Origin of the sequence: Streptomyces sp. NPDC006516, assembly GCF_040611875.1 — a bacterium.
Lineage (GTDB): Bacteria > Actinomycetota > Actinomycetes > Streptomycetales > Streptomycetaceae > Streptomyces.
Genome location: NZ_JBEXPD010000002.1, coordinates 1,023,797 through 1,045,695, shown reverse-complemented (window position 1 = coordinate 1,045,695; position 21,899 = coordinate 1,023,797). Strand labels below are relative to the sequence as shown.

General features: G+C 70.1%; 20 protein-coding genes and 1 tRNA gene. 2 read left to right on the top strand and 19 right to left on the bottom strand.

All coding sequences use genetic code 11. The annotated features are described in order from the left end of the window. Positions 1–31: 31 nt before the first annotated feature. The 4 genes from atpE to ABZY45_RS10945 all read right to left on the bottom strand — a co-directional run bounded on the left by atpE (position 32) and on the right by ABZY45_RS10945 (position 3,454). Positions 32–277 (bottom strand): ATP synthase F0 subunit C, encoded by a 246-nt coding sequence (atpE, locus tag ABZY45_RS10960; protein WP_014048348.1) that lies wholly within the window; start codon positions 275–277, stop codon positions 32–34. A 74-nt stretch (positions 278–351) separates the two neighbouring features. Then, complete coding sequence (gene atpB / locus ABZY45_RS10955) at positions 352–1,167, bottom strand: F0F1 ATP synthase subunit A (protein ID WP_356738312.1); 816 nt, start codon at positions 1,165–1,167, stop codon at positions 352–354. Positions 1,168–1,389: 222 nt separating this feature from the next. Continuing rightward, on the bottom strand, positions 1,390–1,827 hold the full coding sequence (locus ABZY45_RS10950) for a hypothetical protein (protein ID WP_356738310.1): 438 nt from the start codon (positions 1,825–1,827) through the stop codon (positions 1,390–1,392). A 262-nt stretch (positions 1,828–2,089) separates the two neighbouring features. Then, positions 2,090–3,454 carry an MraY family glycosyltransferase gene (locus ABZY45_RS10945; RefSeq protein WP_356738781.1) on the bottom strand — a complete coding sequence of 455 codons (1,365 nt, stop codon included), beginning with the start codon at positions 3,452–3,454 and terminating at the stop codon, positions 2,090–2,092. Between the two features lie 11 nt (positions 3,455–3,465). Between ABZY45_RS10945 and ABZY45_RS10940 the strand changes: the two genes are divergently transcribed. Next, a complete protein-coding gene (locus ABZY45_RS10940; RefSeq protein WP_356738801.1) occupies positions 3,466–3,645 on the top strand; it encodes a hypothetical protein in 180 nt (59 codons plus the stop codon). A 98-nt stretch (positions 3,646–3,743) separates the two neighbouring features. Here ABZY45_RS10940 and glyA read toward each other — a convergent pair whose 3' ends face one another. The 15 genes from glyA to ABZY45_RS10865 all read right to left on the bottom strand — a co-directional run bounded on the left by glyA (position 3,744) and on the right by ABZY45_RS10865 (position 21,438). After that, entirely contained in the window at positions 3,744–5,054 is a 1,311-nt protein-coding gene (gene glyA / locus ABZY45_RS10935) for a serine hydroxymethyltransferase (RefSeq protein ID WP_356738308.1), read from the bottom strand. Between the two features lie 110 nt (positions 5,055–5,164). Next, positions 5,165–5,806, bottom strand: coding sequence for a protein-tyrosine-phosphatase (locus tag ABZY45_RS10930; RefSeq protein WP_356738306.1), 642 nt, complete (start codon positions 5,804–5,806; stop codon positions 5,165–5,167). After that, positions 5,803–6,450 (bottom strand): L-threonylcarbamoyladenylate synthase, encoded by a 648-nt coding sequence (locus tag ABZY45_RS10925; protein WP_356738304.1) that lies wholly within the window; start codon positions 6,448–6,450, stop codon positions 5,803–5,805. The genes ABZY45_RS10930 and ABZY45_RS10925 overlap by 4 nt, the downstream gene beginning before the upstream one ends. A 67-nt stretch (positions 6,451–6,517) precedes the next feature. After that, the gene (prmC, locus tag ABZY45_RS10920) at positions 6,518–7,363 is read right to left on the bottom strand and encodes a peptide chain release factor N(5)-glutamine methyltransferase (protein ID WP_356738302.1); all 846 of its coding nucleotides are present in this window, start codon (positions 7,361–7,363) and stop codon (positions 6,518–6,520) included. A 45-nt stretch (positions 7,364–7,408) separates the two neighbouring features. After that, entirely contained in the window at positions 7,409–8,485 is a 1,077-nt protein-coding gene (prfA, locus tag ABZY45_RS10915; RefSeq protein WP_356738300.1) for a peptide chain release factor 1, read from the bottom strand. Positions 8,486–8,641: 156 nt separating this feature from the next. Continuing rightward, entirely contained in the window at positions 8,642–8,866 is a 225-nt protein-coding gene (gene rpmE / locus ABZY45_RS10910; protein WP_145803162.1) for a 50S ribosomal protein L31, read from the bottom strand. 177 nt (positions 8,867–9,043) lie between these two features. Then, on the bottom strand, positions 9,044–10,147 hold the full coding sequence (locus ABZY45_RS10905; protein ID WP_356738298.1) for an LCP family protein: 1,104 nt from the start codon (positions 10,145–10,147) through the stop codon (positions 9,044–9,046). A 186-nt stretch (positions 10,148–10,333) separates the two neighbouring features. Continuing rightward, positions 10,334–11,995, bottom strand: coding sequence for a trypsin-like serine protease (locus ABZY45_RS10900; protein WP_356738296.1), 1,662 nt, complete (start codon positions 11,993–11,995; stop codon positions 10,334–10,336). Between the two features lie 216 nt (positions 11,996–12,211). Then, positions 12,212–14,293 carry a transcription termination factor Rho gene (gene rho, locus ABZY45_RS10895; RefSeq protein WP_356738294.1) on the bottom strand — a complete coding sequence of 694 codons (2,082 nt, stop codon included), beginning with the start codon at positions 14,291–14,293 and terminating at the stop codon, positions 12,212–12,214. Positions 14,294–14,681: 388 nt separating this feature from the next. Beyond that, positions 14,682–15,599, bottom strand: a complete 918-nt coding sequence (thrB, locus tag ABZY45_RS10890; protein ID WP_356738292.1) for a homoserine kinase — start codon at positions 15,597–15,599, stop codon at positions 14,682–14,684. A gap of 295 nt (positions 15,600–15,894) precedes the next feature. Then, positions 15,895–16,965 carry a threonine synthase gene (thrC, locus tag ABZY45_RS10885; protein ID WP_356738290.1) on the bottom strand — a complete coding sequence of 357 codons (1,071 nt, stop codon included), beginning with the start codon at positions 16,963–16,965 and terminating at the stop codon, positions 15,895–15,897. 6 nt (positions 16,966–16,971) lie between these two features. Next, positions 16,972–18,282: a homoserine dehydrogenase gene (locus ABZY45_RS10880; RefSeq protein ID WP_356738288.1), complete on the bottom strand. Its 1,311-nt coding sequence runs from the start codon at positions 18,280–18,282 to the stop codon at positions 16,972–16,974. 95 nt (positions 18,283–18,377) lie between these two features. After that, the gene (gene lysA, locus ABZY45_RS10875; protein ID WP_356738286.1) at positions 18,378–19,769 is read right to left on the bottom strand and encodes a diaminopimelate decarboxylase; all 1,392 of its coding nucleotides are present in this window, start codon (positions 19,767–19,769) and stop codon (positions 18,378–18,380) included. Positions 19,770–19,793: 24 nt separating this feature from the next. Then, the gene (gene nrtL / locus ABZY45_RS10870; protein WP_356738284.1) at positions 19,794–20,864 is read right to left on the bottom strand and encodes an ArgS-related anticodon-binding protein NrtL; all 1,071 of its coding nucleotides are present in this window, start codon (positions 20,862–20,864) and stop codon (positions 19,794–19,796) included. Between the two features lie 91 nt (positions 20,865–20,955). Next, positions 20,956–21,438 carry a response regulator gene (locus ABZY45_RS10865; RefSeq protein WP_356738282.1) on the bottom strand — a complete coding sequence of 161 codons (483 nt, stop codon included), beginning with the start codon at positions 21,436–21,438 and terminating at the stop codon, positions 20,956–20,958. Between the two features lie 137 nt (positions 21,439–21,575). Here ABZY45_RS10865 and ABZY45_RS10860 point away from each other — a divergent pair. Next, positions 21,576–21,647, top strand: a tRNA-Arg gene (locus tag ABZY45_RS10860). The last annotated feature ends 252 nt before the right edge of the window (positions 21,648–21,899 follow it).

Sequence of the window (21,899 nt, the reverse complement as noted above, 5' to 3'; positions counted from 1 at the left end):
TCGTCGCATCGGGCAGTCGGAATGCCGCGACTTAGTCGACCGGGTAGACGAAGGGCATGACGAGACCGATCAGGGCGAGCGCCTCACAGAGGACGAAGCCGAGGATCTGGTTCGAACGGATCAGGCCGGCAGCTTCGGGCTGGCGGGCCAGCGCCTGGGTGCCGTTACCGAAGATGATGCCGACGCCGACGCCGGGGCCGATCGCGGCGAGGCCGTAGCCGATGGAACCGAGGTTGCCCGTGATGTTGACGGCGGCGAGGGTCTCAAGAGCGGACATGCCGTTTCTTCCTTCTCTTTCAGAACCGGTGGGGGTTGGCCACCGGACGACTATCGGGGGTGGTGCTGGACTGCTCAGTGCTCCTTGGCGAGAGCACCCTGAATGTAGTTGCAGGCCAGAAGGACGAACACGTAGGCCTGCAGCGCCTGGATGAACAGCTCGAAGGCGGTCATCAGGATGGTCATCACGAACGACACACCGGCGTACGCGATGCCGATGCCGTTCAGCAGGTACCAGCTGGCGATGGTGAAGATCAGCAGCAGCACGTGGCCGGCGAACATGTTCGCGAACAGTCGCACGGCGTGCGTGAACGGCCGGATCAGCAGGTTCGACATGATCTCGATGAGCATGACGAAGGGAAGAGCCGGGCCGATCGACGGGTCGTAGCCGGAGATGTTCTTCCAGCCGCCGACGAAACCGTGCCGCTTGAAGGTCAGGCTGACCCAGAGGATGTACACGATCGCGGCCAGCGCCACCGGGAACCCGATGACCGAGACCACCGGGAACTGGGCGAAGGGAATGATCGCCCAGAGGTTCATGATCCAGATGAAGAAGAACAGCGAGACCATGAGGGGCACGTACTTCTTGCCCTCACGCTTGCCGAGCGTCTCGTACACCACACCGGTGCGGATGAAGTCGTAACCCGCCTCGGCGACCATCTGGAGCTTTCCGGGCACGACCTTCGGCTTGCTGAAAGCCGCCCAGAAGAAGCCGACGACGACAACGGTGCTCAGGACCGCCAGCAGCATCGGCTTGTTGATCTCGATGCCGCCGACGGTGAACATCGGCTCGAAAACAAAGGAGTGCAGGCCAGGAGCCGGGAAGCCGCATCCGTCGAAGATGTGGCAGTCGGTCTCGAAGGCGAGCACCGTCGTCGGGTCAGCACTCACCGCGGGCTCCTTCAGCGTGGCGCATAGGTACGGCAACCTCGTTGTGTCGGCGCGGCAGGCAGCCGCTGGTCGGCACTGGACTGGTGTTACGGATGGGGGGCGGCTCAGGCATTACGCCTCGCGATGAAGCAGGCGCCGTTTTTGATGCCCGCGCCCGCAGTGCCGCAGTTGGCACCGGACGATAGCAGGGTCTCGAACGACCGCTTATCCCGGCCCTACCCCTCACGTCGACGACCCCATGTTCTCGGGCTTCTTGCCCGCGGACGAGTCCGGTTCGACGTAGAGGATCTTGGCTTTCATGTGGACGCGGATCTGCGCCGCGACCCAGCTGAGGGTCGCGACCATCACCCCGGCGGCGAAGGCCCTGGGATTGAACAGCGTCGTGTCCTTGAACGCGGCGACGAAGACGAACAGCAGCAGCAGTTCGGTCGTGTACAGCAACAGCCCCATGGACTGGAACAGGTGCGGCAGGGACTTCGCGGTGCGCTGCAGGACGCCGAGCCCGATTCCCATGAAGAGAATCACCACCAGCGTCCCGACCGTCGCGCCGACCGCTCCCTTACCGCCCGCGAGCGCGGCGCTGACGGCGACGGTGACGACACCGACGGCGGCAGTGGGCACGGCGGTGTGAAGGAGAGTCCGGACGTCGTTGGACGGCATGGCGGTTACTCCGCGTTGCAGGGGGTGGGCAAAGGTCGTCAGGGACGAGCGTAGGCCCGGTCCGAGTCGATGTTTCCGGCCGATGGACCGTGCTACTCAGGTCCTTCGGCTTCCTCACCGGGCTTCGTGAACGGTATCACAAACTATTTGATGAGGTCTTTACTCAGAAAGTGTGCCAGCTGTCACACATGAGGGTTACTCCGCGCGTGTGTGCAGAACATCACGACGCAATGTCTGGTATAGGGACTTCTGTGCAGCAGGATCAACGGGGCGAGTCGGCACGGTCCCGATCCGCGAAGCGCGAACGAGGGCCGATGGCTGTCGCTCCGTTGACGCCCGAGACGCCTACGGCGACCGGGGCCCGTTCCGGTGCCGGGGAGGCCATCTCCGAGCCGTCCAGGCCCTGTTGCCCCTGCGGGGCCTCCGCGTCACCCTCCTCACTCCGCTGCCTGCGCCGGTAGCGCGGCGGCACGAAGGACTCCGCCCAGCGCGGTGCGCGCGGGGTGAACCGGGGCATGAGCAGCAGGACCAGGCCCACGGCGCTGAGCCCCACGATCACCAGCACGATCCAGAGCGACGCGGAGTGCACGGAGTACCCGACGGCGCCGAAGGCGATCAGCGCGGACCAGAAGTACATGATCAGCACCGACCTGCTGTGCGAGTGCCCGACCTCCAGCAGCCGGTGGTGCAGGTGCCCGCGGTCGGCGGCGAACGGCGACTGCCCGTTCCACGTACGCCGCACGATGGCCAGCACCAGGTCGGCGGCCGGGATCGCGATGATCGTCAGGGGCAGCAGCAGCGGGATGAAGACCGGGAGCATCGCGTGCGTGGCCCCGCGCTCGCCGCCGACGAAGATGCCCAGACGGTCGGGGTCGACCTGCCCGGTGATCGAGATCGCGCCTGCCGCCAGCACCAGACCGATGAGCATCGACCCCGAGTCGCCCATGAAAATTCGCGCGGGGTGCATGTTGTGCGGCAGGAAGCCGAGGCACATGCCCATGAGGATCACGGCGAAGAGCGTGGCCGGCGCGGCCTCCTCGATCCCGTAGCCGTACCAGAGACGGTAGGCGTAGATGAAGAACGCCGCCGAGGCGATGCAGACCATGCCCGCGGCCAGGCCGTCCAGGCCGTCGACGAAGTTGACCGCGTTGATGGTGATCACGACCAGGGCGACGGTGAGCAGTGTGCCCTGCCACTGGGTGAGCGCGACCGTGCCGACACCGGGGATGGGCAGCCACAGGATCGTCAGACCCTGGATCACCATCACCGCGGCGGCGATCATCTGCCCGCCCAGCTTGATCAGCGCGTCGATCTCGAACTTGTCGTCCAGGACGCCGATCAGCCAGATGAGCGCGGCGCCGGACAGCAGCGCGCGCGGCTCGTTCGAGAGCTTGAAGACACTCGTCAGGTTGAACAGATGGGCGGCGACGACCAGCCCCGCGCACAGTCCGCCGAACATCGCGATGCCGCCGAGCCTCGGCGTCGGCTCGCGGTGCACGTCGCGCGCGCGGATGGCGGGCATCGCCCCGACCGCGATGGCGAACTTCCGCACCGGCCCGGTCAGCAGATAGGTCACTGCGGCCGTGGCACAGAGCGTCAGCAGGTAATCACGCACGGGCTGCCCCAGAAATCTAGCTGTTGACCGAGCCTCACACCGTCGACCGTACCGTGCGGGACGGCGAGGGCTCCTGGCGCCGGATCCGCTGGGAACCGGACGGCTCCCACCGGCAGACCGGGGAGCGCGACGCCCGTGAGCCCACGACCCCGGTACCGGCGAAGGGAAGCGTGGAGGGAGCATCCGCTCCGGCCACAGTGTAGATCGGACCCGGGAGCCTCCAGGACGCGCCCGCCGCAACGGTACGGCCACCCTTCACGACGAGGAAGGGACCGCGCGCGGTTCCGCGCTCCGCGGCCGGCTAGGGCCGGGGCTCCGGCGCGGTCTCCGGCGGGACCGGGTGGCGCGAGGCGAGTTCGCGGACCTGCGCGAGGATCGAGCCCGTGCCGCCCTCCTCGCGTACGGCGGCGCCGAACAGTCCGGCGATCCTGGCCATGTCGTCCTCGTCCATGCCCTGGGTGGTGACGGCCGCGGTGCCGAGCCGGATGCCGCGCGCGTCCCCGTACGGGAGCGCGCACGTGTCCAGGACCATGCCGGCCGCCATGAGCCGCTCGCGGGCGACGCGGCCGTCGACGCCGAGCGGGCCGGGGTCCGCGACGACGATGTGGGTGTCCGTGCCACCGGTGGTGATCTCGAAACCCTCGGCCTCCAGTGCGGCGGCGAGGACACGGGCGTGGGCGACGACACGGTGGGCGTAGACCGCGTAGGCGGGCGTCGCGGCCTCCCCGAACGCCACCGCCTTCGCCGCGATCGTGTTCATCTGCGCGCCGCCCTGGGTGAAGGGGAACACCGCGCGGTCGATGCGCTCCGACAGCTCGACACCGCACAGGATCATGCCGCCTCGGGGTCCGCGCAGCACCTTGTGCGTCGTCGCGCACACCACGTCCGCGTACGGCACGGGGCTGGGCGCCGCTCCCCCGGCGATCAGCCCCATGGGGTGGGCGGCGTCCGCGATCAGATAGGCGCCCGCCTCGTCGGCGATGTCCCGGAACTGCTCGTAGTCGGGGTGGCGCGGGTACGAGATCGAGCCGCAGACGATCGCCTTGGGGCGCCGTGCCCGGGCCAGGGCACGCACCTGGGCGTAGTCGATGAGCCCGCTGTCGGGGTCGACGCCGTATCCGACGAATTCGAACCAGCGTCCGGAGAAGTTGCCCGGGGCGCCGTGGGTCAGATGCCCGCCGTACGGAAGGCCCATGGCCAGCACCGTGTCGCCGGGGCGCAGCAGAGCGGCGTAGGCGGCGAGGACGGCCGAAGAGCCGGAGTGCGGCTGGACGTTGGCGTGCTCGGCGCCGAACAGCGACATGGCGCGCCGGACGGCGGCACGCTCGGCGGCGTCGGCCTGTTCGCAGCCGCCGTGGTGGCGGGCTCCGGGATAGCCCTCGGCGTACTTGTTGGCGAGCGGGGAGCCGAGGGCCGCGAGCACGGCGGGCGAGGTGAAGTTCTCGGCGGCGATCAGCTGGAGGGTGTTCGCCTGCCTGTCCGCCTCGGCCAGCAGGATGCCGCCGATCTCCGGATCCTGGCGGAGCAGGACGCCGGCGTCCCGCGGCACGCCGGTGTCGTACGAGGAGGGCGGTGGGGCGGTGGCGCGTGCGGCTGGAGTGGTGACCGACATGTGACGGCTCCGGGCCTGAGGAGGGGGGTGCGTGGCGTCAGCTCCAATGTAGGCCCGCCCCCGGCCCCCTGCCCGCTGCCGTGCGGTCCTCTACGCCGGTCGGCGCACCCTCAGTGCGGAGCGCGTACGCCGGTCAGTGCCGTCATGACGGGGTCGAGCGCCTGGCTGATCTCGTCGCCGATGGAGCGGAAGAACGTGATCGGGGCGCCGTACGGGTCGTAGACCTCGTCCGCCTCTGCGGTCGGCGCCAGCAGCCAGCCGCGCAGGGCCGCCGCGGCGCGCACCAGCGCGCGGGCACGCTCGACGACGCCCTCCTCGCGGGCGTCCGGCAGGGTGGCGGGGTCTATGGCCCGCACCAGCCGGGTGAACTCCTTGAGGGTGAAGGTGCGCAGGCCCGCCGAGTGGCCCATCGAGATCACCTGGGCGCGGTGGTCGCGGGTGGCGGTGAGCACCAGGTCCGCGCGGATCACGTGCTCGTCGAGGAGCTCACGGCCGACGAAGCCGGTGGCGTCCGCGCCGAAGTCGGCGAGGACGACCTCGGCGTTGGCCTCCATGGGCGCGCCCTCGTGTCCCCAGGTGCCCGCGCTCTCGACGATGAGGCCGCCGCTCAGCGGATCGCCGAGACGGTCCACGAGGGCGTGGCGGGTCAGCCGCTCGGTGATGGGCGAGCGGCAGACGTTGCCGGTGCTGACGTGGAGGATGCGGAAAGTGTCCTGCTGCCCCGCTATGCCACGCCCCTCAGGGGCGGTCAATTGGCCACCTCGAGGTCGGGTACCACCTTGCGGAGTTCCTCGACGGTGAGCGCTCCCGCTCGCAGCAGTACCGGGACCTTGCCGGTGACGTCGACGATCGAGGACGGGACGATGCCGGGGGTCGGTCCGCCGTCGAGGTAGACCGAGACGCTGTCGCCGAGCATCTCCTGGGCCGAGTCGCACGTCTCCGGCGAGGGGTGTCCGGTGAGGTTCGCGCTGGAGACGGCCATCGGGCCGACCTCCGTGAGGAGCTCGATGGCGACCGGGTGCAGCGGCATCCGGACGGCGACGGTGCCGCGGGTGTCACCGAGGTCCCACTGGAGCGAAGGCTGGTGCTTGGCGACGAGCGTGAGGGCGCCGGGCCAGAACGCGTCGACGAGCTCCCAGGCCTGCTCGGAGAAGTCGGTGACCAGGCCGTGCAGGGTGTTCGGGGAGCCGATCAGGACGGGGGTCGGCATGTTGCGGCCACGGCCCTTGGCGTCGAGCAGGTCGGCGACGGCCTCCGAGCTGAAGGCGTCCGCGCCGATCCCGTACACGGTGTCCGTGGGCAGCACGACCAGTTCGCCCCGGCGGACGGCGGACGCGGCCTCACGCAGACCGGTCGTGCGGTCGGTCGCGTCGTTGCAGTCGTATCGCCGTGCCATCAGCCGGCCTCCTCGGACGTGTACGGGTGTGAAGGGTGGGATCGTTGCGCTGCCGGTGTGCCGGTGGTCACGGCATGGCCTTGCGGGCCGTCGCGAACCGGGGCCGGTTGTTCAGGTCGGGGTGGTCGGCGGCGTCCGCCCAGCCACGCTCCTCGGTGAAGATCCACGGGACCTGGCCGCCCTGGGTGTCGGCGTGCTCGATGACGACGAGCCCGCCGGGGCGGAGCAGGCGGTGGGCGGTGCGCTCTATGCCCCGGATGGTGTCGAGGCCGTCCTCGCCGGAGAACAGCGCCATCTGCGGGTCGTGGTCGCGGGCCTCCGGCGCCACGTACTCCCACTCGGTGAGCGGGATGTAGGGCGGGTTGGAGATGACCAGGTCGACCTGGCCGTCGAGCTCGGGGAGGGCGCTCAGCGCGTCGCCGCGGTGCACCGTGACCCTGGACCCCTCGGCGTTCTTCCGGGTCCACCTCAGGGCGTCCTCGGACAGTTCCACGGCGTGCACGCGGGAGCGCGGCACCTCCTGGGCCATGGCGAGCGCGATCGCGCCCGAACCGGTGCACAGGTCGACGATGAGCGGTTCGACGACGTCCATCGCGCGGACCGCGTCTATGGCCCAGCCGACGACCGACTCGGTCTCGGGGCGGGGCACGAAGACGCCGGGGCCCACCTGGAGCTCCAGGTAGCGGAAGAAGGCGCGGCCGGTGATGTGCTGGAGCGGCTCGCGGGCCTCGCGGCGGGCGATCGTCTCCCAGTAGCGGGCGTCGAAGTCGGCGTCCGGCACGTTGTGCAGCTCGCCCCGCTTGACCCCGTGCACGAACGCGGCGAGTTCCTCGGCGTCGAATCGCGGTGAGGGGACACCGGCGTCGGCCAGCCGCTGGGTGGCCTGGGCCACCTCGGCGAGCAGCAGGTTCATCGCGGTTCTCCGTACGGGTTCACGAGCGGGGCGGGGCGGTGGAACTCATGCGGCGGCGAGCTTCGCCGCGGAGTCGGCGTCGACGCAGGCCTGGATGACGGCGTCGAGGTCGCCGTCGAGCACCTGGTCCAAGTTGTACGCCTTGAAGCCGACGCGGTGGTCCGAGATCCGGTTTTCCGGGAAGTTGTACGTCCGGATCTTCTCGGAGCGGTCCACCGTGCGCACCTGGCTGCGGCGTACGTCGGAGGCCTCCTGCTCGGCGGCTTCCTGGGCCGCGGCCAGCAGCCGGGAGCGCAGGATACGCATGGCCTGCTCCTTGTTCTGGAGCTGGCTCTTCTCATTCTGGCAGGAGGCGACCACGCCGGTCGGCAGATGCGTGATGCGGACGGCGGAGTCCGTGGTGTTGACGGACTGGCCACCGGGGCCTGACGAGCGGTACACGTCGATGCGGAGGTCGTTGGCGTGGATCTCCACGTCGACCTCCTCGGCCTCGGGCGTGACGAGCACACCGGCGGCGGAGGTGTGGATGCGGCCCTGGGACTCGGTGGAGGGCACGCGCTGCACCCGGTGCACACCGCCCTCGTACTTCATCCGCGCCCAGACGCCCTGGCCGGGCTCGGTCGCGCCGTTGCCGCCCTTGGTCTTCACGGCGACCTGGACGTCCTTGTAGCCGCCGAGCTCGGACTCCGTGGAGTCGATGATCTCGGTCTTCCAGCCGACGCGCTCGGCGTAGCGCAGATACATGCGCAGGAGGTCGCCGGCGAAGAGGGCGGACTCGTCGCCGCCCGCGCCCGCCTTGATCTCCAGCAGCACGTCCTTGTCGTCGCTGGGGTCGCGCGGGACCAGGAGGAGCCGGAGCTTCTCGGTGATCTCCTCGCGCTGCTTCTCCAGGACCTTGACCTCGGCGGCGAAGTCCGGATCGTCGGCGGCGAATTCACGGGCCGTCCCGATGTCGTCGCCGGTCTGCTTCCAGGACCGGTACGTGGAGACGATCGGGGTCAGCTCCGCGTAGCGCTTGTTGAGCTTGCGCGCGTTGGCCTGGTCGCCGTGGACCGACGGGTCGGCGAGCTTCTTCTCGAGATCGGCGTGCTCGCCGATCAGTTCCTCGACCGCCTCGAACATCTCGGGCTCCTGGTTTCTGCGTCATACGTCTGCGGGCCTGCTGGACGGCGTACCGGCGGTTCCGCGCCCTGGATGGCGCACCCTGCCGCGCAGCCGGAAAAAACGCCGGCCCCGGCGCCCCCGCTAGAGGGCGCCGGGAACCGGCGCAGTGGCTCGCTACTTGCTGGCGGAGCCGGCAGCCTTGCCGAAGCGGGCCTCGAAGCGGGCCACGCGGCCGCCGGTGTCGAGGATCTTCTGCTTGCCCGTGTAGAACGGGTGGCACTCGGAGCAGACGTCGGCGCGGATGGCGCCGCCCTGCAGGGTGCTCCGGGTGGTGAACGACGCACCGCAGGTGCAGCTGACCTGCGTCTCGACGTACTCGGGGTGAATGTCGCGCTTCAAGGTGTCTCCTAGTTTCGGGAGGGCTCCGGGTCGTTCGCGCGGATTGCGCGTCCGTGAACCGGGGCCGACGTACCAGTCTGCCAGGACCGGCCGTATCTCCCAAAACGAGGACCCGGTCGCAGGTATTCCCGCGCGGCCGGGGGACGTTCCGCGACCGTACGGTGACCGACCGTGCCGTTACCGTACGACTTTCCCCGCCTCGCCCTTGTCGCCGGCCGACTGCGCGGTGGCGGAGGCCGGGACGGGCTTGTCCTGCTTGAGCGCCGCCCACACCTGCCGGTCGGCCTTCTCCTGGGGCAGGACGCGGTTGGGGTCCTGGGGGTCGTACTCGACGGGCAGCGTGATCATGTCGACGTTCTCGGAACCGAGCCCCTTGAGCCCGTTCGCGAAGCCGGTGAGTTTCTTGACGGAGGCGAGCTGGGAGTCGGTGGTGACGGCCTTGGTGGCGGTGTCGGCGAGCTGGAACAGCGTCTTCGGGTTCGAGAACACCCCGACGCTCTTCGCCTGGTCCATCAGCGCCTTCACGAAAGCCTGCTGGAGCTGGATGCGGCCCAGGTCGCTGCCGTCGCCGACGCTGTGGCGCGTGCGGACGAGTCCGAGCGACTGCTCCCCGCTCAGGGTGTGCGTGCCGGGCTTCAGCGCGAGATGACTGTCGGGGTCGTCGATCGCCTGCGAGGTGGTGATCTCGACGCCGCCGAGCCCGTCGACGAGCTTCTTGAAGCCGGTGAAGTCGACCTCGACGTAGTGGTCCATGCGGATGCCGGACATGGCCTCGACGGTCTTCACCGCACAGGCGGGTCCACCGACCTGGTAGGCCGAGTTGAACATCGTCTGGTGCTCGGCGCCGACCTGCTCGCCGGTCGTGTCGCTCGTGCAGGCGGGGCGCTCGACGAGGGTGTCCCTCGGGATCGAGACGACGCTGGCGGAGGTGTGACCCTCGTTGACGTGGACGATCATCGCGGTGTCCGCACGCGCGGTGCCCTCGTCGGCGCCGTACTCGCCGTTGGCGCCGGAACGGGAGTCCGATCCGAGGACCAGGATGTCCTGGGATCCGTTGTCCACGTCGTCAGGACGTTCCGTCCCCAGGGCGGCGTCGATGTCGACGCCCTTCAGGTTCCCGTTGAGCGTGAAGTAGGCGTAACCGAGCCCGGAACCGCCGGCGACCACCAGGGCGGCGGCGCCCCACAGGGCCGCGTTCCTGACCCGCCGGCCTCGCGAGGGCCTCTTCCGGCGGCTGCCGGTGCCGCGTATTCGGCCGGTGCTCCTGCTCTGCTCGCTCATGCGGATCCCTCTTTCCGTTCCTCGCTGCTACCCCCTGCCGTGGTGCACGGGCGTGGTCCGGTGTCACACGGTGCGACGACCGGAGCAGCGAGAAGCGTTGCACAACGAGCTGAGGCCCCCGCCGGACGGCGGGGGCCTCACCCGTGACAGGTGAGCCGGCCGGGAACCCGGCGCTCACCTGGTGTTTCAGCCGACCGTGTAGTAGCTGTTCCAGCCGGTTCCGAGCTTCACCTGTGTGGCAAAGATCTCGGAGGTGCCGACGCCCGTGCCCTTGAGGAGGTACAGGGCGCCCGCGGGGGTGCGTGCCACGAGGTCGGACTTGGCGTCGCCGTTGACGTCACCGGGCGTGACCAGCAGGTCGTAGGCGGACCAGTTGCTGCGGACCTTGACCGGGGTCTCGAACGGGGCGGTGGACTTGCCGGTGCCCTTCGCGATGTAGAGGTCGTTGCTGCCGCCGCGGCGCAGGATCAGGTCGTTCTTGCCGTCGTAGGTGAAGTCACCGTGACCGCGGACCTGGTTGTACACCTGGTAGCCGGTCGTCGCCTTGACCGCCGTGTTGAACTTCCCGTTGCCGTAGCTCGGGTACACCATGAGGTCGCCGGTCGAGGTGACCGCCAGGATGTCGCCCTTGCCGTCGTTGTTCACGTCGCCGGGGGCGACGATCGCGCGGACGGTCTTCCAGTTGCTGAACATCTTGGTCTTGGCGTACGTCGAGCTGGTCGCCGACCTGTGCAGCCAGTAGACGTCACCCGTGGAGCTCTGGCGGGCGACGAGGTCCTCGTAACCGTCACGGTCGAGGTCCGTCTGGATGATCAGGTTGTACGCGCTGTACGAGCCCGCGAAGGCCTTGCGCGTGGCGAGCGCCTCGCCGGTGGAGTTCATCGTGTAGGCCGTCGCCCCGGTGGTGCGGGCGAACAGGTCGGCACGGTGGTCCCGGCTGAAGCTGGTGTCGTCGATCCGCGGCTGGATCGAGCGGTAGTACGTCGCGACCTTGGTGTAGGCGTCGTACGTGCCCTGGATGTTGCAGGCCTCGAAGTCGCTGGCCGGCCCCCAGGAGGTGATGCCGATGACCCGGCCGCTGACGAACATCGGGCTGCCCGAGTCACCGGGGCAGGTCGCCTTGCCCGTGGTGTCGTTCCCGGTACCGCCGATGCCCGCGCAGATCATGTGACCGGGCTTGTAGGCGCCCGGTACGTTCACCGCGGTGTCCAGGTTCTCCGAGCACTCGGCGTCCGAGCGCAGCGGCTGCTCCAGGCGCAGGAGGGTGTCCGACAGCGGGGAGAAGTCCCAGTCGGAACCCGTCATGCCCCAGCCGTACGTCGTGGCCACGGTACCCGGCGTGTAGCGGGCGGTGTCGCCGTAGGAGGCGGGCTGGGCCGGGGTGTAGGGCAGCGGCTTGGAGAGCGTCAGCAGCGCGATGTCGTTGTCGATCGCGGCCGCGTTGTACGTACCCGCGAAGTAGGAGCGGGTGATCTCGACGGCAGTTCCCTCGTCATCGGGACCGCCTGCGAGCTTGGCGGTGCCGGCGAGCACCATTCCGTGCCCGGTCATGTCGAGTGCTTTGCCGTTCTCGTCGGTGACGCAGTGCGCCGCCGTCATCACCTTGTTGGGTGCGACGAGCGTGCCGCCGCAGGTGAAGTAGAAATATCCGTCGTTGTCCCACTCGAACAGGAGCTGCACCATCCAGGGAGCGCTGCTGAACGAGGTGTTGGTGCCGCCGATTATCTTCGGCGACATGTTCTTCGGGCTGACCACCTTGGCGCCCTTCGGCGGCAGGAACTGCTCGCCGCCGTCATCGGCCTGGGCGGTGGCCGTCAGGCCGCCCCCCAGAAGTGCCAGCGTGGCCATACCGGCAGCGAGGTATCTGCTGAGTCTTCCTACCGGTATGCCACGACGCGACATGCGCACACAAGTCTCCCGTTGTCCAAAGTCATTTGGTGTGTGGTGCCGTAAGTGGGGGGAGAGTGACGGCGAGTTGAATGGTACATGCAGAAATCCGCCCCGTCACCGAAGTAACAGGGCGGATTTCAGCGAATGTTGACCGGTATTGCGTCAGATGTGAATTCAGTCGTTCCCATTGCCGTTGCCCGGCGTGGTCTTCTGGATCTGAAGCAGGAACTCCGCATTCGACTGCGTCTTCTTCATCCGGTCCAGCAGCAGCTCGATCGCCTGCTGCTGGTCGAGGGCGTGCAGCACCCGGCGCAGCTTCCAGACGACGGCCAATTCGTCGGTGCCGAGCAGGATTTCTTCCTTACGGGTGCTGGACGCGTCGACGTCCACCGCCGGGAAGATGCGCTTGTCCGAGAGCTTCCGGTCGAGCTTGAGCTCCATGTTGCCGGTGCCCTTGAACTCCTCGAAGATCACCTCGTCCATGCGCGAGCCTGTCTCGACGAGCGCGGTGGCCAGGATGGTCAGCGAGCCGCCGTCCTCGATGTTGCGCGCGGCACCGAAGAAGCGCTTCGGCGGGTACAGCGCGGTCGAGTCGACACCACCGGACAGGATGCGGCCGGAGGCCGGTGCCGCCAGGTTGTAGGCGCGGCCGAGGCGGGTGATCGAGTCCAGCAGGACCACAACGTCGTGGCCCAGCTCCACGAGGCGCTTCGCGCGCTCGATGGCGAGCTCGGCGACCGTGGTGTGGTCCTCGGCGGGACGGTCGAAGGTCGAGGAGATGACCTCGCCCTTCACCGACCGCTGCATGTCGGTGACCTCTTCCGGACGCTCGTCGACCAGGACGACCATCAGGTGGCACTCGGGGCTGTTGACCGTGATCGCGTTGGCGATGGCCTGGAGGATCATGGTCTTACCGGTCTTCGGCGGGGCCACGATCAGGCCTCGCTGGCCCTTGCCGATCGGTGCGACCAGGTCGATGATCCGGGTGGTCAGGACGTTGGAGTCGGTCTCCAGACGGAGCCTGTCCTGCGGGTACAGCGGGGTCAGCTTCTGGAACTCGGGGCGTCCCCGGCCGCTCTCCGGCGCCATGCCGTTGACGGAGTCGAGGCGGACCAGAGCGTTGAACTTCTCGCGGCGCTCGCCGTCCTTGGGCTGGCGCACGGCACCGGTGACGTGGTCACCCTTGCGCAGGCCGTTCTTGCGGACCTGGGCGAGCGAGACGTACACGTCGTTCGGGCCCGGCAGGTAGCCGGAGGTCCGGATGAACGCGTAGTTGTCGAGGATGTCGAGGATGCCCGCGACGGGGATCAGGACGTCGTCGTCGGCCACCTGCACGTCGGTCGCGAAGTCGTCGCGTCCACGACGGCCACGGCGGTCGCGGTAGCGGCCCCTGCGTCCGCGCCGGCCGCCCTCGTCGTCGTAACCGTCGTCCTGCGGGCCGCCGCCCTGCTGACTCTGGCCCGGGCCCTGGCCCTGGCCGCCGCCCTGCTGGCCCTGACGGCGTCCGCCGCCCTGCTGGCCCTGGTCGTCGCCCTTGCCGCGGCGGTCGCGCTGGCGGTCCCGGCGGTCACCGCGCTCCTGGCGGTCACCGCGCTCCTGCCGGTCGCCACGACGGCCGTCCTGGCGGTCGCCACGGCGGCCTTCGGCGGTGTCCGTGGCGGACTCGGCCTTGGCGTCGGTCTTTGCCTCACCGCGCTCATCGGCGCGGTCCTGGCGGCCTTCTCCCTTGTCCTGGCGGGCCTCGGCCTTGTTCTCGGCCTGCGGCTCCGCCTTGGACTCGGTCTTGGTCTCGGGGCTGCCCGCCTGCGCGGTGGCGCGGCGGCGACGGCGCTCGCCCGTGGGCTGGTCGTCGCTGGCCGGCTGACCGGGGATGTCGATCTGCTGCTGGGCCGCGGCCTTCTCGGCCGGTGCGGCAGCGGTCTCGTCACCCGTGCGCGACTTCGAGGTGGCGCGGCGCTTCGGCTTGCTCGCGGTGTCCGCACCGGCGGACGCGGCGGCCTTGGGGGCGGGCGTGGAGGAGCCTCCGGCCTGCGCCTCCTTGATGACCTCGATCAGCTGGCTCTTGCGCATCCGCGCAGTCCCCCTGATGCCGAGGCCGGACGCGACCTGCTGCAGCTCGGCCAGGACCATGCCCTCGAGGCCGGTGCCGGAGCGGCGGCGCCGTGCGGTGGTGCCAGTGGCAGCACCTTCGGCGGGCACGGAGCTGTCGACGCTCTTGTCGGCAGTCACGCCCATCAGATCGGTGGTGTCGCTCACGAAGGGTCCTTCCCTGGAGCGGACGTCGGCCTTCTGGCTCGGCGACCGGTTGTGCTGTCCGACTGCGGTCTGTTGATCGTGTCGATCGCGGACCGTGCCGGGGCGGTGGTCCGCCGGGTACGGCGGAGAGATGAATGTGCGGGGTTCCGGCGCGAGATCCCCCTGCTCGGCCCACTCCTGGACGAGCAAGAGGGTGTCGTGCCGGTTCCGGAGCGTGCTCGAAAGCTCAGGCAGGCTGCTCAGGCAGTCGGGGAGGCTCCCGGAAGAGTGGTGGTCCCGGAAGGGGACACGAAGCAACGCGCCACGAAGACGTCGATTGCTGACTTGAGGTTAACACTACCGGCTCCAACAAACATTCCCCCTCTCATGCACCGGCAATCACATGCGATCACGCGGCGAGCGGCAGCACGCTCGCGCCCGAGGCGTCGAGGGCGAGCCGGTTCGCGGCCCAGCCCTCACCCGCCAGCCGGGCGACCTTGTCGGCGGAGCCCTCCTCCGTCAGCGCGAGCACGGTGGGTCCCGCGCCGGAGATGACGGCGGGGACGCCGTCGGCGCGCAGCCGGTTCACCAGCTCCACGCTCTGCGGCATCGCGGGACCTCGGTACTCCTGGTGGATCCGGTCCTCGGTGGCAGCGAGCAGCAGCTCGGGACGCCTGGTCAGGGCCTCGACGAGCAGTGCCGCACGACCGGCGTTGGCCGCGGCGTCCACATGGGGGACGGTGCGCGGCAGCAGGCCGCGGGCGGTCTCGGTGAGCACCGGCGTCGCCGGCACGAAGACCACCGGTACGACGGAGTCCGCAGGGTCCATCCTGATCGCCCTGGCGGCTCCGCCGTCCATCCAGGCGAGGGTGAATCCGCCGAGAAGACAGGCCGCGACGTTGTCGGGGTGCCCCTCGATCTCGGTCGCCAGCTCCAGGAGCGCGGCGTCGTCGAGACGGGCCTCGCCGCCCGTCGTCACGGCGCGGGCGGCGACGATGCCAGCGCAGATGGCCGCCGAGGAGGACCCGAGGCCACGGCCGTGCGGGATGCGGTTGGCGCAGACGATCTCCAGACCGCGGGGCTGTCCGCCGAGCAGGTCGAAGGCCGTGCGCAGCGAGCGTACGAGCAGGTGGTTCTCGTCGCGGGGAAGCGTCTCGGCGCCCTCGCCCGCGATGTCGATGTGCAGCCCGGAGTCGGCGACCCGGACGACCACGTCGTCGTAGAGGCCCAGCGAGAGCCCGAGGGCGTCGAAACCCGGGCCCAGGTTGGCGCTGGTTGCGGGGACGCGCACCCGGACGGCGGCGGCTCGGAACGCGGGACCGGCCATCGGTTGGACGACTCTTCCTGTACGGCGGCGGGGATGTGGTGCAGGGTACTTCGGCGTGCGTGGGGTGCCGTTGTGCGAGGGGTGGGGCCCGGCAGTCACGACGGCTGCTGCACCGCGGCGGATGCGGCGGGGCGGGTTGAGTACAGCTTATCGAAGGAAGGTTCTGTGGCGACATAGGGCGCACAGGAGGCGCACGATGCGTGTCGCACGCCTCCCATGCGCTCTCCGCCTCCGGGGCGGATGAGCTGCCACGACGACCGGCCGGGCGAGGCCGGTCCTCCGGCCGCGCCGACGGTCAGGCGAGGCCCAGCTTCTCGGCCGCGGCGACCGCGTCGACCGGGACCGTGACCGGCTGCGGAGCGCCCGCGACGGCCCAGTCGGGGTCCTTGAGCCCGTTACCGGTGACGGTGCAGACGATCTTCTGGCCGGGGTCGACCTTGCCCTCTTCGGCGGCCTTGAGCAGACCGGCCACGGACGCGGCCGACGCGGGCTCGACGAAGACACCCTCCTGCGACGCCAACAGGCGGTATGCGGACAGAATCTGACGGTCGGTCACCTCGTCGATGAAACCGCCGGACTCGTCCCGCGCGTCCAGCGCGTACTGCCAGGAGGCCGGGTTGCCGATGCGGATCGCGGTGGCGATCGTCGCCGGGTCCTTGACGATCTCGCCGCGCACGATGGGCGCCGAGCCCGAGGCCTGGAAGCCCCACATACGGGGGCTGTGCGTGGAGAGCGCGTCCGTGGCGTACTCCTTGTAGCCCTTCCAGTACGCGGTGATGTTGCCCGCGTTGCCCACCGGGAGGACATGGATGTCGGGGGCGTCACCGAGCGCGTCCACGATCTCGAACGCGGCGGTCTTCTGGCCCTCGATACGGACCGGGTTCACCGAATTGACCAGCGCCACCGGGTAGTTGTCCGAGAGACCGCGGGCCAGGGTCAGGCAGTCGTCGAAGTTGCCGTCGACCTGGAGGATCTTCGCGCCGTGGACGAGCGCCTGGCCCATCTTTCCGAGGGCGATCTTGCCGCGCGGCACGAGGACGGCGCAGACCATCCCCGCACGCACGGCGTAGGCGGCCGCGGAGGCGGAGGTGTTGCCCGTGGAGGCGCAGATGACGGCCTGCGCGCCCTCCTCCTTGGCGCGGGTGATCGCCATGGTCATGCCGCGGTCCTTGAACGAACCCGTCGGGTTGGCGCCCTCGACCTTGAGGTGCACCTCGCAGCCCGTGCGCTCGGAGAGGACCTGCGCCGGAACGAGCGGAGTGCCGCCTTCACGCAGGGTGACGACCGGCGTCGTGCTCGTGACCGGAAGCCGGTCCCGGTACTCCTCGATGATGCCGCGCCACTGGTGGGTGCCCTTGGTGGTCATGGGTCCTTACTCCCCTTCAACACGCATGATGCTGGCGACACCGCGCACGGTGTCCAGCTTGCGCAGCGCCTCGACGGTCCCGGAGAGGGCGGCGTCGGGCGCGCGGTGGGTGACGACGACGAGAGATGCCTCGCCGCCGGTTTCCTGACTGTCCGGCCGACTCTGCTGGCGGACCGTATCGATCGACACGCCCTGTTCGGCGAAGACCGTCGCGACCTGGGCGAGTACGCCAGGTTTGTCGGCCACGTCGAGACTGATGTGGTAGCGCGTGACGACATCGCCCATGGGGCTGACGGGCAGGCGCGTGTACGCGGACTCACCGGGGCCGGTGGTCGCGCCGATGATGTTGCGGCACACGGCGACCAGGTCGCCCAGGACCGCGGAGGCGGTCGGGGCGCCGCCGGCGCCGGGGCCGTAGAACATGAGCTGCCCGGCCGCCTCGGCCTCGACGAAGACGGCGTTGTACGCCTCGCGGACGGAGGCCAGCGGGTGGCTGAGCGGGATCATCGCGGGGTGCACCCTCGCGGTGACGGACCTGCCGTCCGCGGCGCGCTCACAGATGGCGAGCAGCTTGACGGTGCAGCCCATGCGGCGGGCGGAGGCGATGTCGGCCGCGGTGACCTCGGTGATGCCCTCGCGGTGCACCTCGCCGATCTTCACCCGGGTGTGGAAGGCGATGCCGGCCAGGATCGCGGCCTTCGCGGCGGCGTCGAAGCCCTCGACGTCGGCTGTCGGGTCGGCCTCCGCGTAACCGAGCGCGGTGGCCTCGTCGAGCGCCTCGGAGTAGCCGGCGCCGCTGGTGTCCATCTTGTCGAGGATGAAGTTGGTCGTACCGTTGACGATGCCGAGCACCCGGTTGACCTTGTCGCCCGCGAGGGACTCGCGCAGCGGACGTACGAGCGGGATGGCACCGGCCACCGCCGCCTCGTAGTAGAGGTCGCGGCCGTGCTTCTCCGCGGCGGCGTGGAGCGCGGAGCCGTCCTCCGCGAGCAGCGCCTTGTTGGCCGAGACGACGCCCGCGCCGTGCTCGAAGGCGGTGGTGATGAGCGTGCGGGCGGGCTCGATGCCCCCGATGACCTCGACGACCACGTCGATGTCACCCCGTTTGACCAGGGCGGTCGCGTCGGTGGTGATCAGGGCGGGGTCGATGCCCTCCCGCACCTTGGAGGGCCGGCGGACGGCGACACCGGCGAGCTCGACCGGGGCGCCGATGCGCGCGGCGAGGTCGTCGGCGTGCGTCGTCATGATGCGCGCCACCTCTGAGCCGACCACTCCACAGCCCAGCAGCGCCACCTTCAGCGGACGCGTACGCATCATCCGACCTCGTTTCTCATACTTCTGATGTGTGGACCAGTCTCACTCACCGGACGGGGGTTTCTGCCACCCGTCCGGATTTTGAGATGTGAATTTCATCAGCCGACATCGAGGCGCAGGAGATCTTCCTCCGTCTCGCGCCGGACGATGACCCGCGCCTCCCCGTCGCGCACGGCGACGACCGGCGGACGCAGGGCGTGGTTGTAGTTGCTCGCCATGGAGCGGCAGTACGCCCCGGTGGCAGGCACCGCGATCAGGTCACCGGGTGCCAGGTCGGACGGCAGGAACGCGTCCTTGACCACGATGTCACCACTCTCGCAGTGCTTGCCGACGACCCGGACGAGCATGGGCGCGGCGTCCGAGCTGCGCGAGACGAGGGCGACGCTGTACTCCGCGTCGTAGAGGGCGGTGCGGATGTTGTCCGACATGCCGCCGTCGACGCTCACGTACGTCCGCAGGCCTTCCAGGGGCTTGATGGTGCCGACCTCGTACAGCGTGAAGGCGGTCGGCCCGACGATCGCGCGCCCGGGCTCCACGGAGATGCGCGGGGTGGCCAGACCGGCCGACTCGCACTCGCGGGTCACGATGTCGCCCAGCGCCTTGGCGATCTCGTGCGGCTCGCGGGGGTCGTCCTCCGGGGTGTACGCGATACCGAGGCCGCCGCCGAGGTCGATCTCGGGGAGCTCGACGCCGTGCTCGTCGCGGATCTCGGCGAGCAGCTGCACGACGCGCCGCGCGGAGACCTCGAACCCGGCCATGTCGAAGATCTGCGAGCCGATGTGCGAGTGGATGCCGATGAGCTCCAGCCCGTCCAGGGTGAGGGCCCTGCGGACCGCTTCCGCCGCCTGCCCGTCGGCGAGCGCGATGCCGAACTTCTGGTCCTCGTGCGCGGTGGCGATGAACTCGTGGGTGTGCGCCTCGACGCCGACCGTGACCCGGATCTGGACGCGCTGGCGCGTGCCGAGCCGCTGGGCGATGTGGGAGACGCGGGCGATCTCCTGGAACGAGTCGAGCACGATCCGTCCGACGCCGGCCTCCACGGCCCGCTCGATCTCGTCGACGGTCTTGTTGTTGCCGTGGAAGGCGATCCGCTCGGCGGGCATTCCCGCCGCCAGCGCGGTGGCGAGCTCACCGCCGGAGCAGACGTCCAGGTTCAGCCCCTCTTCCTTGAGCCAGCGCACCACGGCGCGCGACAGGAAGGCCTTGCCCGCGTAGAAGACGTCGGCGCCCGGGCCGAAGGCGTCGGCCCAGGCGCGGCAGCGCGACCGGAAGTCGGCCTCGTCCAGGAAGTACGCCGGGGTGCCGAACTCCTCTGCCAGCCGGGCGACTTCGATGCCGCCGACGGTGAGCGCGCCGTCCGCGTCACGGGTGACCGTGCGGGACCAGACCTTCGCGTCCAGCTCGTTCAGGTCGGTGGCCGGGGCGGTGTAGTGGCCCTCGGGGAGGACGTCGGCGTGACGGGGCCCGGCGGGGTGTGCGGATCGGCTCATCGTTCTGCTCTGCTCTCTCAGGTCTCAGAGGTGGTCGGGCGCGCTGATGCCGAGCAGGGACAGGCCGCCTGCGAGCACCGTCCCGGCGGCTTCGGCAAGAGCCAGCCGTGAGCGGTGGGCGGCCGAGGGTTTCTCGTCGCCGGCGGGGAGGGGCGGGGTCACGCCCTGGAAGTCCAGGAAGGAGTCGGCCAGGGTTTCGAGGTGCCGGGCGAGCCGGTCGGGCGCCTGGTGGAGGGCGGCGGCGGCGAGGACGCCGGGGTGGTCGTCGAGCGCGGAGTGCAGCGCGGGCGCGGGAACGTCGGCGGACTGCTCGTACACGCCGGTGACACCGAGCCGCGCCCCCTCACGGACGAGCGCGCGGGCGCGGGCGTGGGCGTAGCGGACCAGGAAGAGGGGGTTGCCCTCGCCCTGTACGAGGAGTTCGCCGCCGAGGGCCGCGTGGTCGTGTCCGGCGGGCCTCAGCAGACCCCACCGGGCGGCGTCGGCGCCCAGCCGCTCCAGCAGCTCCCCCGCTGTGGCCCCGGCGGGAACGGGCCGGGTCTCCCCGAGCGGTACAGGGGGCCGCCCGTGCGCGTCGACGGTGACGCCGAGCCGCGCCCAGTCCGGGTCGGGCGCCTCCTCGCAGCTGGTGCGCACCAGGGCGCCCTGCGCGCGGAGCAGCTTCGCCACCGCGCCCGCCACCACCGCCGCCCGTACCTCGCGCCGGTGGTGGAGCTGGTGGACCTGGCCGGCGCAGGTGGTGCCCCACCCGTACCGCGGTCCCTTCTCCAGCACCTCGCGCACGCGACCGGAGCGGGCCGCGCCACCCGCGGTGGGGTCGAGAGTGAAGTTCAGAAAGCCCGGGCCGGTGATCTCGACCCGCCCGATCCCGGGCGCCCCGGCGACCCGCTCCCGGAGGATCTCGGCCACCCCTCGCGCCGGAATGCCCGCGGGCCCCGCGAGCTGCAGCGCCACCGCGCAGGCGTAGTCCCCGCTCCCGCCGGGCCGCGTCCGCTCCACCCGCACGCGCGCGGGCACGGGCGCGCGCAGGGCGTCCTCGTCGACCGCGCGGCGCACAGCGTGCAGCACGGTACTGGAGAGATCTGCGGGGGTCACAGGACAAGCGTATGGGAGGACAGGGGGCACTTCGCCAACCGGTTTCGCCATACGGGCAGCGACCTCGCAGCCGGTGCGCACGGCCGCCCCGTCAGCCGGCGGCGCTCCCGGCCCTTCCCGCCCCGCGCCTGCCGTCCAGCGGCACGCGGTTCTCCCGCTGCGCGAGCCGGTGCACCATGCGCACCAGTTCGCTCGGCTCGAACGGCTTGGCGAGGAAGGCGTCGACCCCCGCGTACTCCCCCGACTCCACCTCGTACGGAGTGCAGGCGCTCACGAGGGCAACGGGCAGGTGCACGGTCCTGGGATCGGCGCGCAGTCTGGCCGCGGTCTGGATTCCGTCGAGCCGGGGCATCACGACGTCCAGCGTGATCACATCGGGACAGACCTCGTGCACGAGGTCCAGGCACTCGACGCCGTCAGCCGCGGTCACGACCTCGAAGCCCTCCAGCTCGAGATTGACCCTGATCAGCTGCCGGATGACCTTGTTGTCGTCCACAACAAGCACGCGGCCGTACGCCCCTGACACCCTTCGAGAGTAGGTCGACAGGAGGAGCTGCGTCCGGGTTTTGCCCACTTCCGCCCCCGCAGGAGTGGCCGGCGCCTGTCCGCCTGCCGCCTCGCACGGGCGCCCGCGGCACGTAAATACCTGTTCCCGGACACCCCCTCGGAGCTGGTAGGGTTTCACTCGTCGCCGCCGAGCGCAGCGACATCGCCCCCGTAGCTCAGGGGATAGAGCATCGGCCTCCGGAGCCGGGTGCGCAGGTTCGAATCCTGCCGGGGGCACTTCGCAGGAAGTGCCGAAAAGACCCTCTCGCCAGTGGAAACGCTGCGCGGAGGGTCTTTTTCATGCGCCGCCGACGGCCCTCCGCTGGGGAACTGCGCCTCAGAACCAGGACACGGACCCCGGATCGTGCGCAGCGGGAAGCGCGAGGGAGGACCGATGAAGAGCTCCCCCACGATCCCCCCGACGAGCCGTCCGTACGCCGCCGCGTGCCTGTCGCCGTTGTCGTCCTGTCGGCGCTTCGCCTGCGCCGC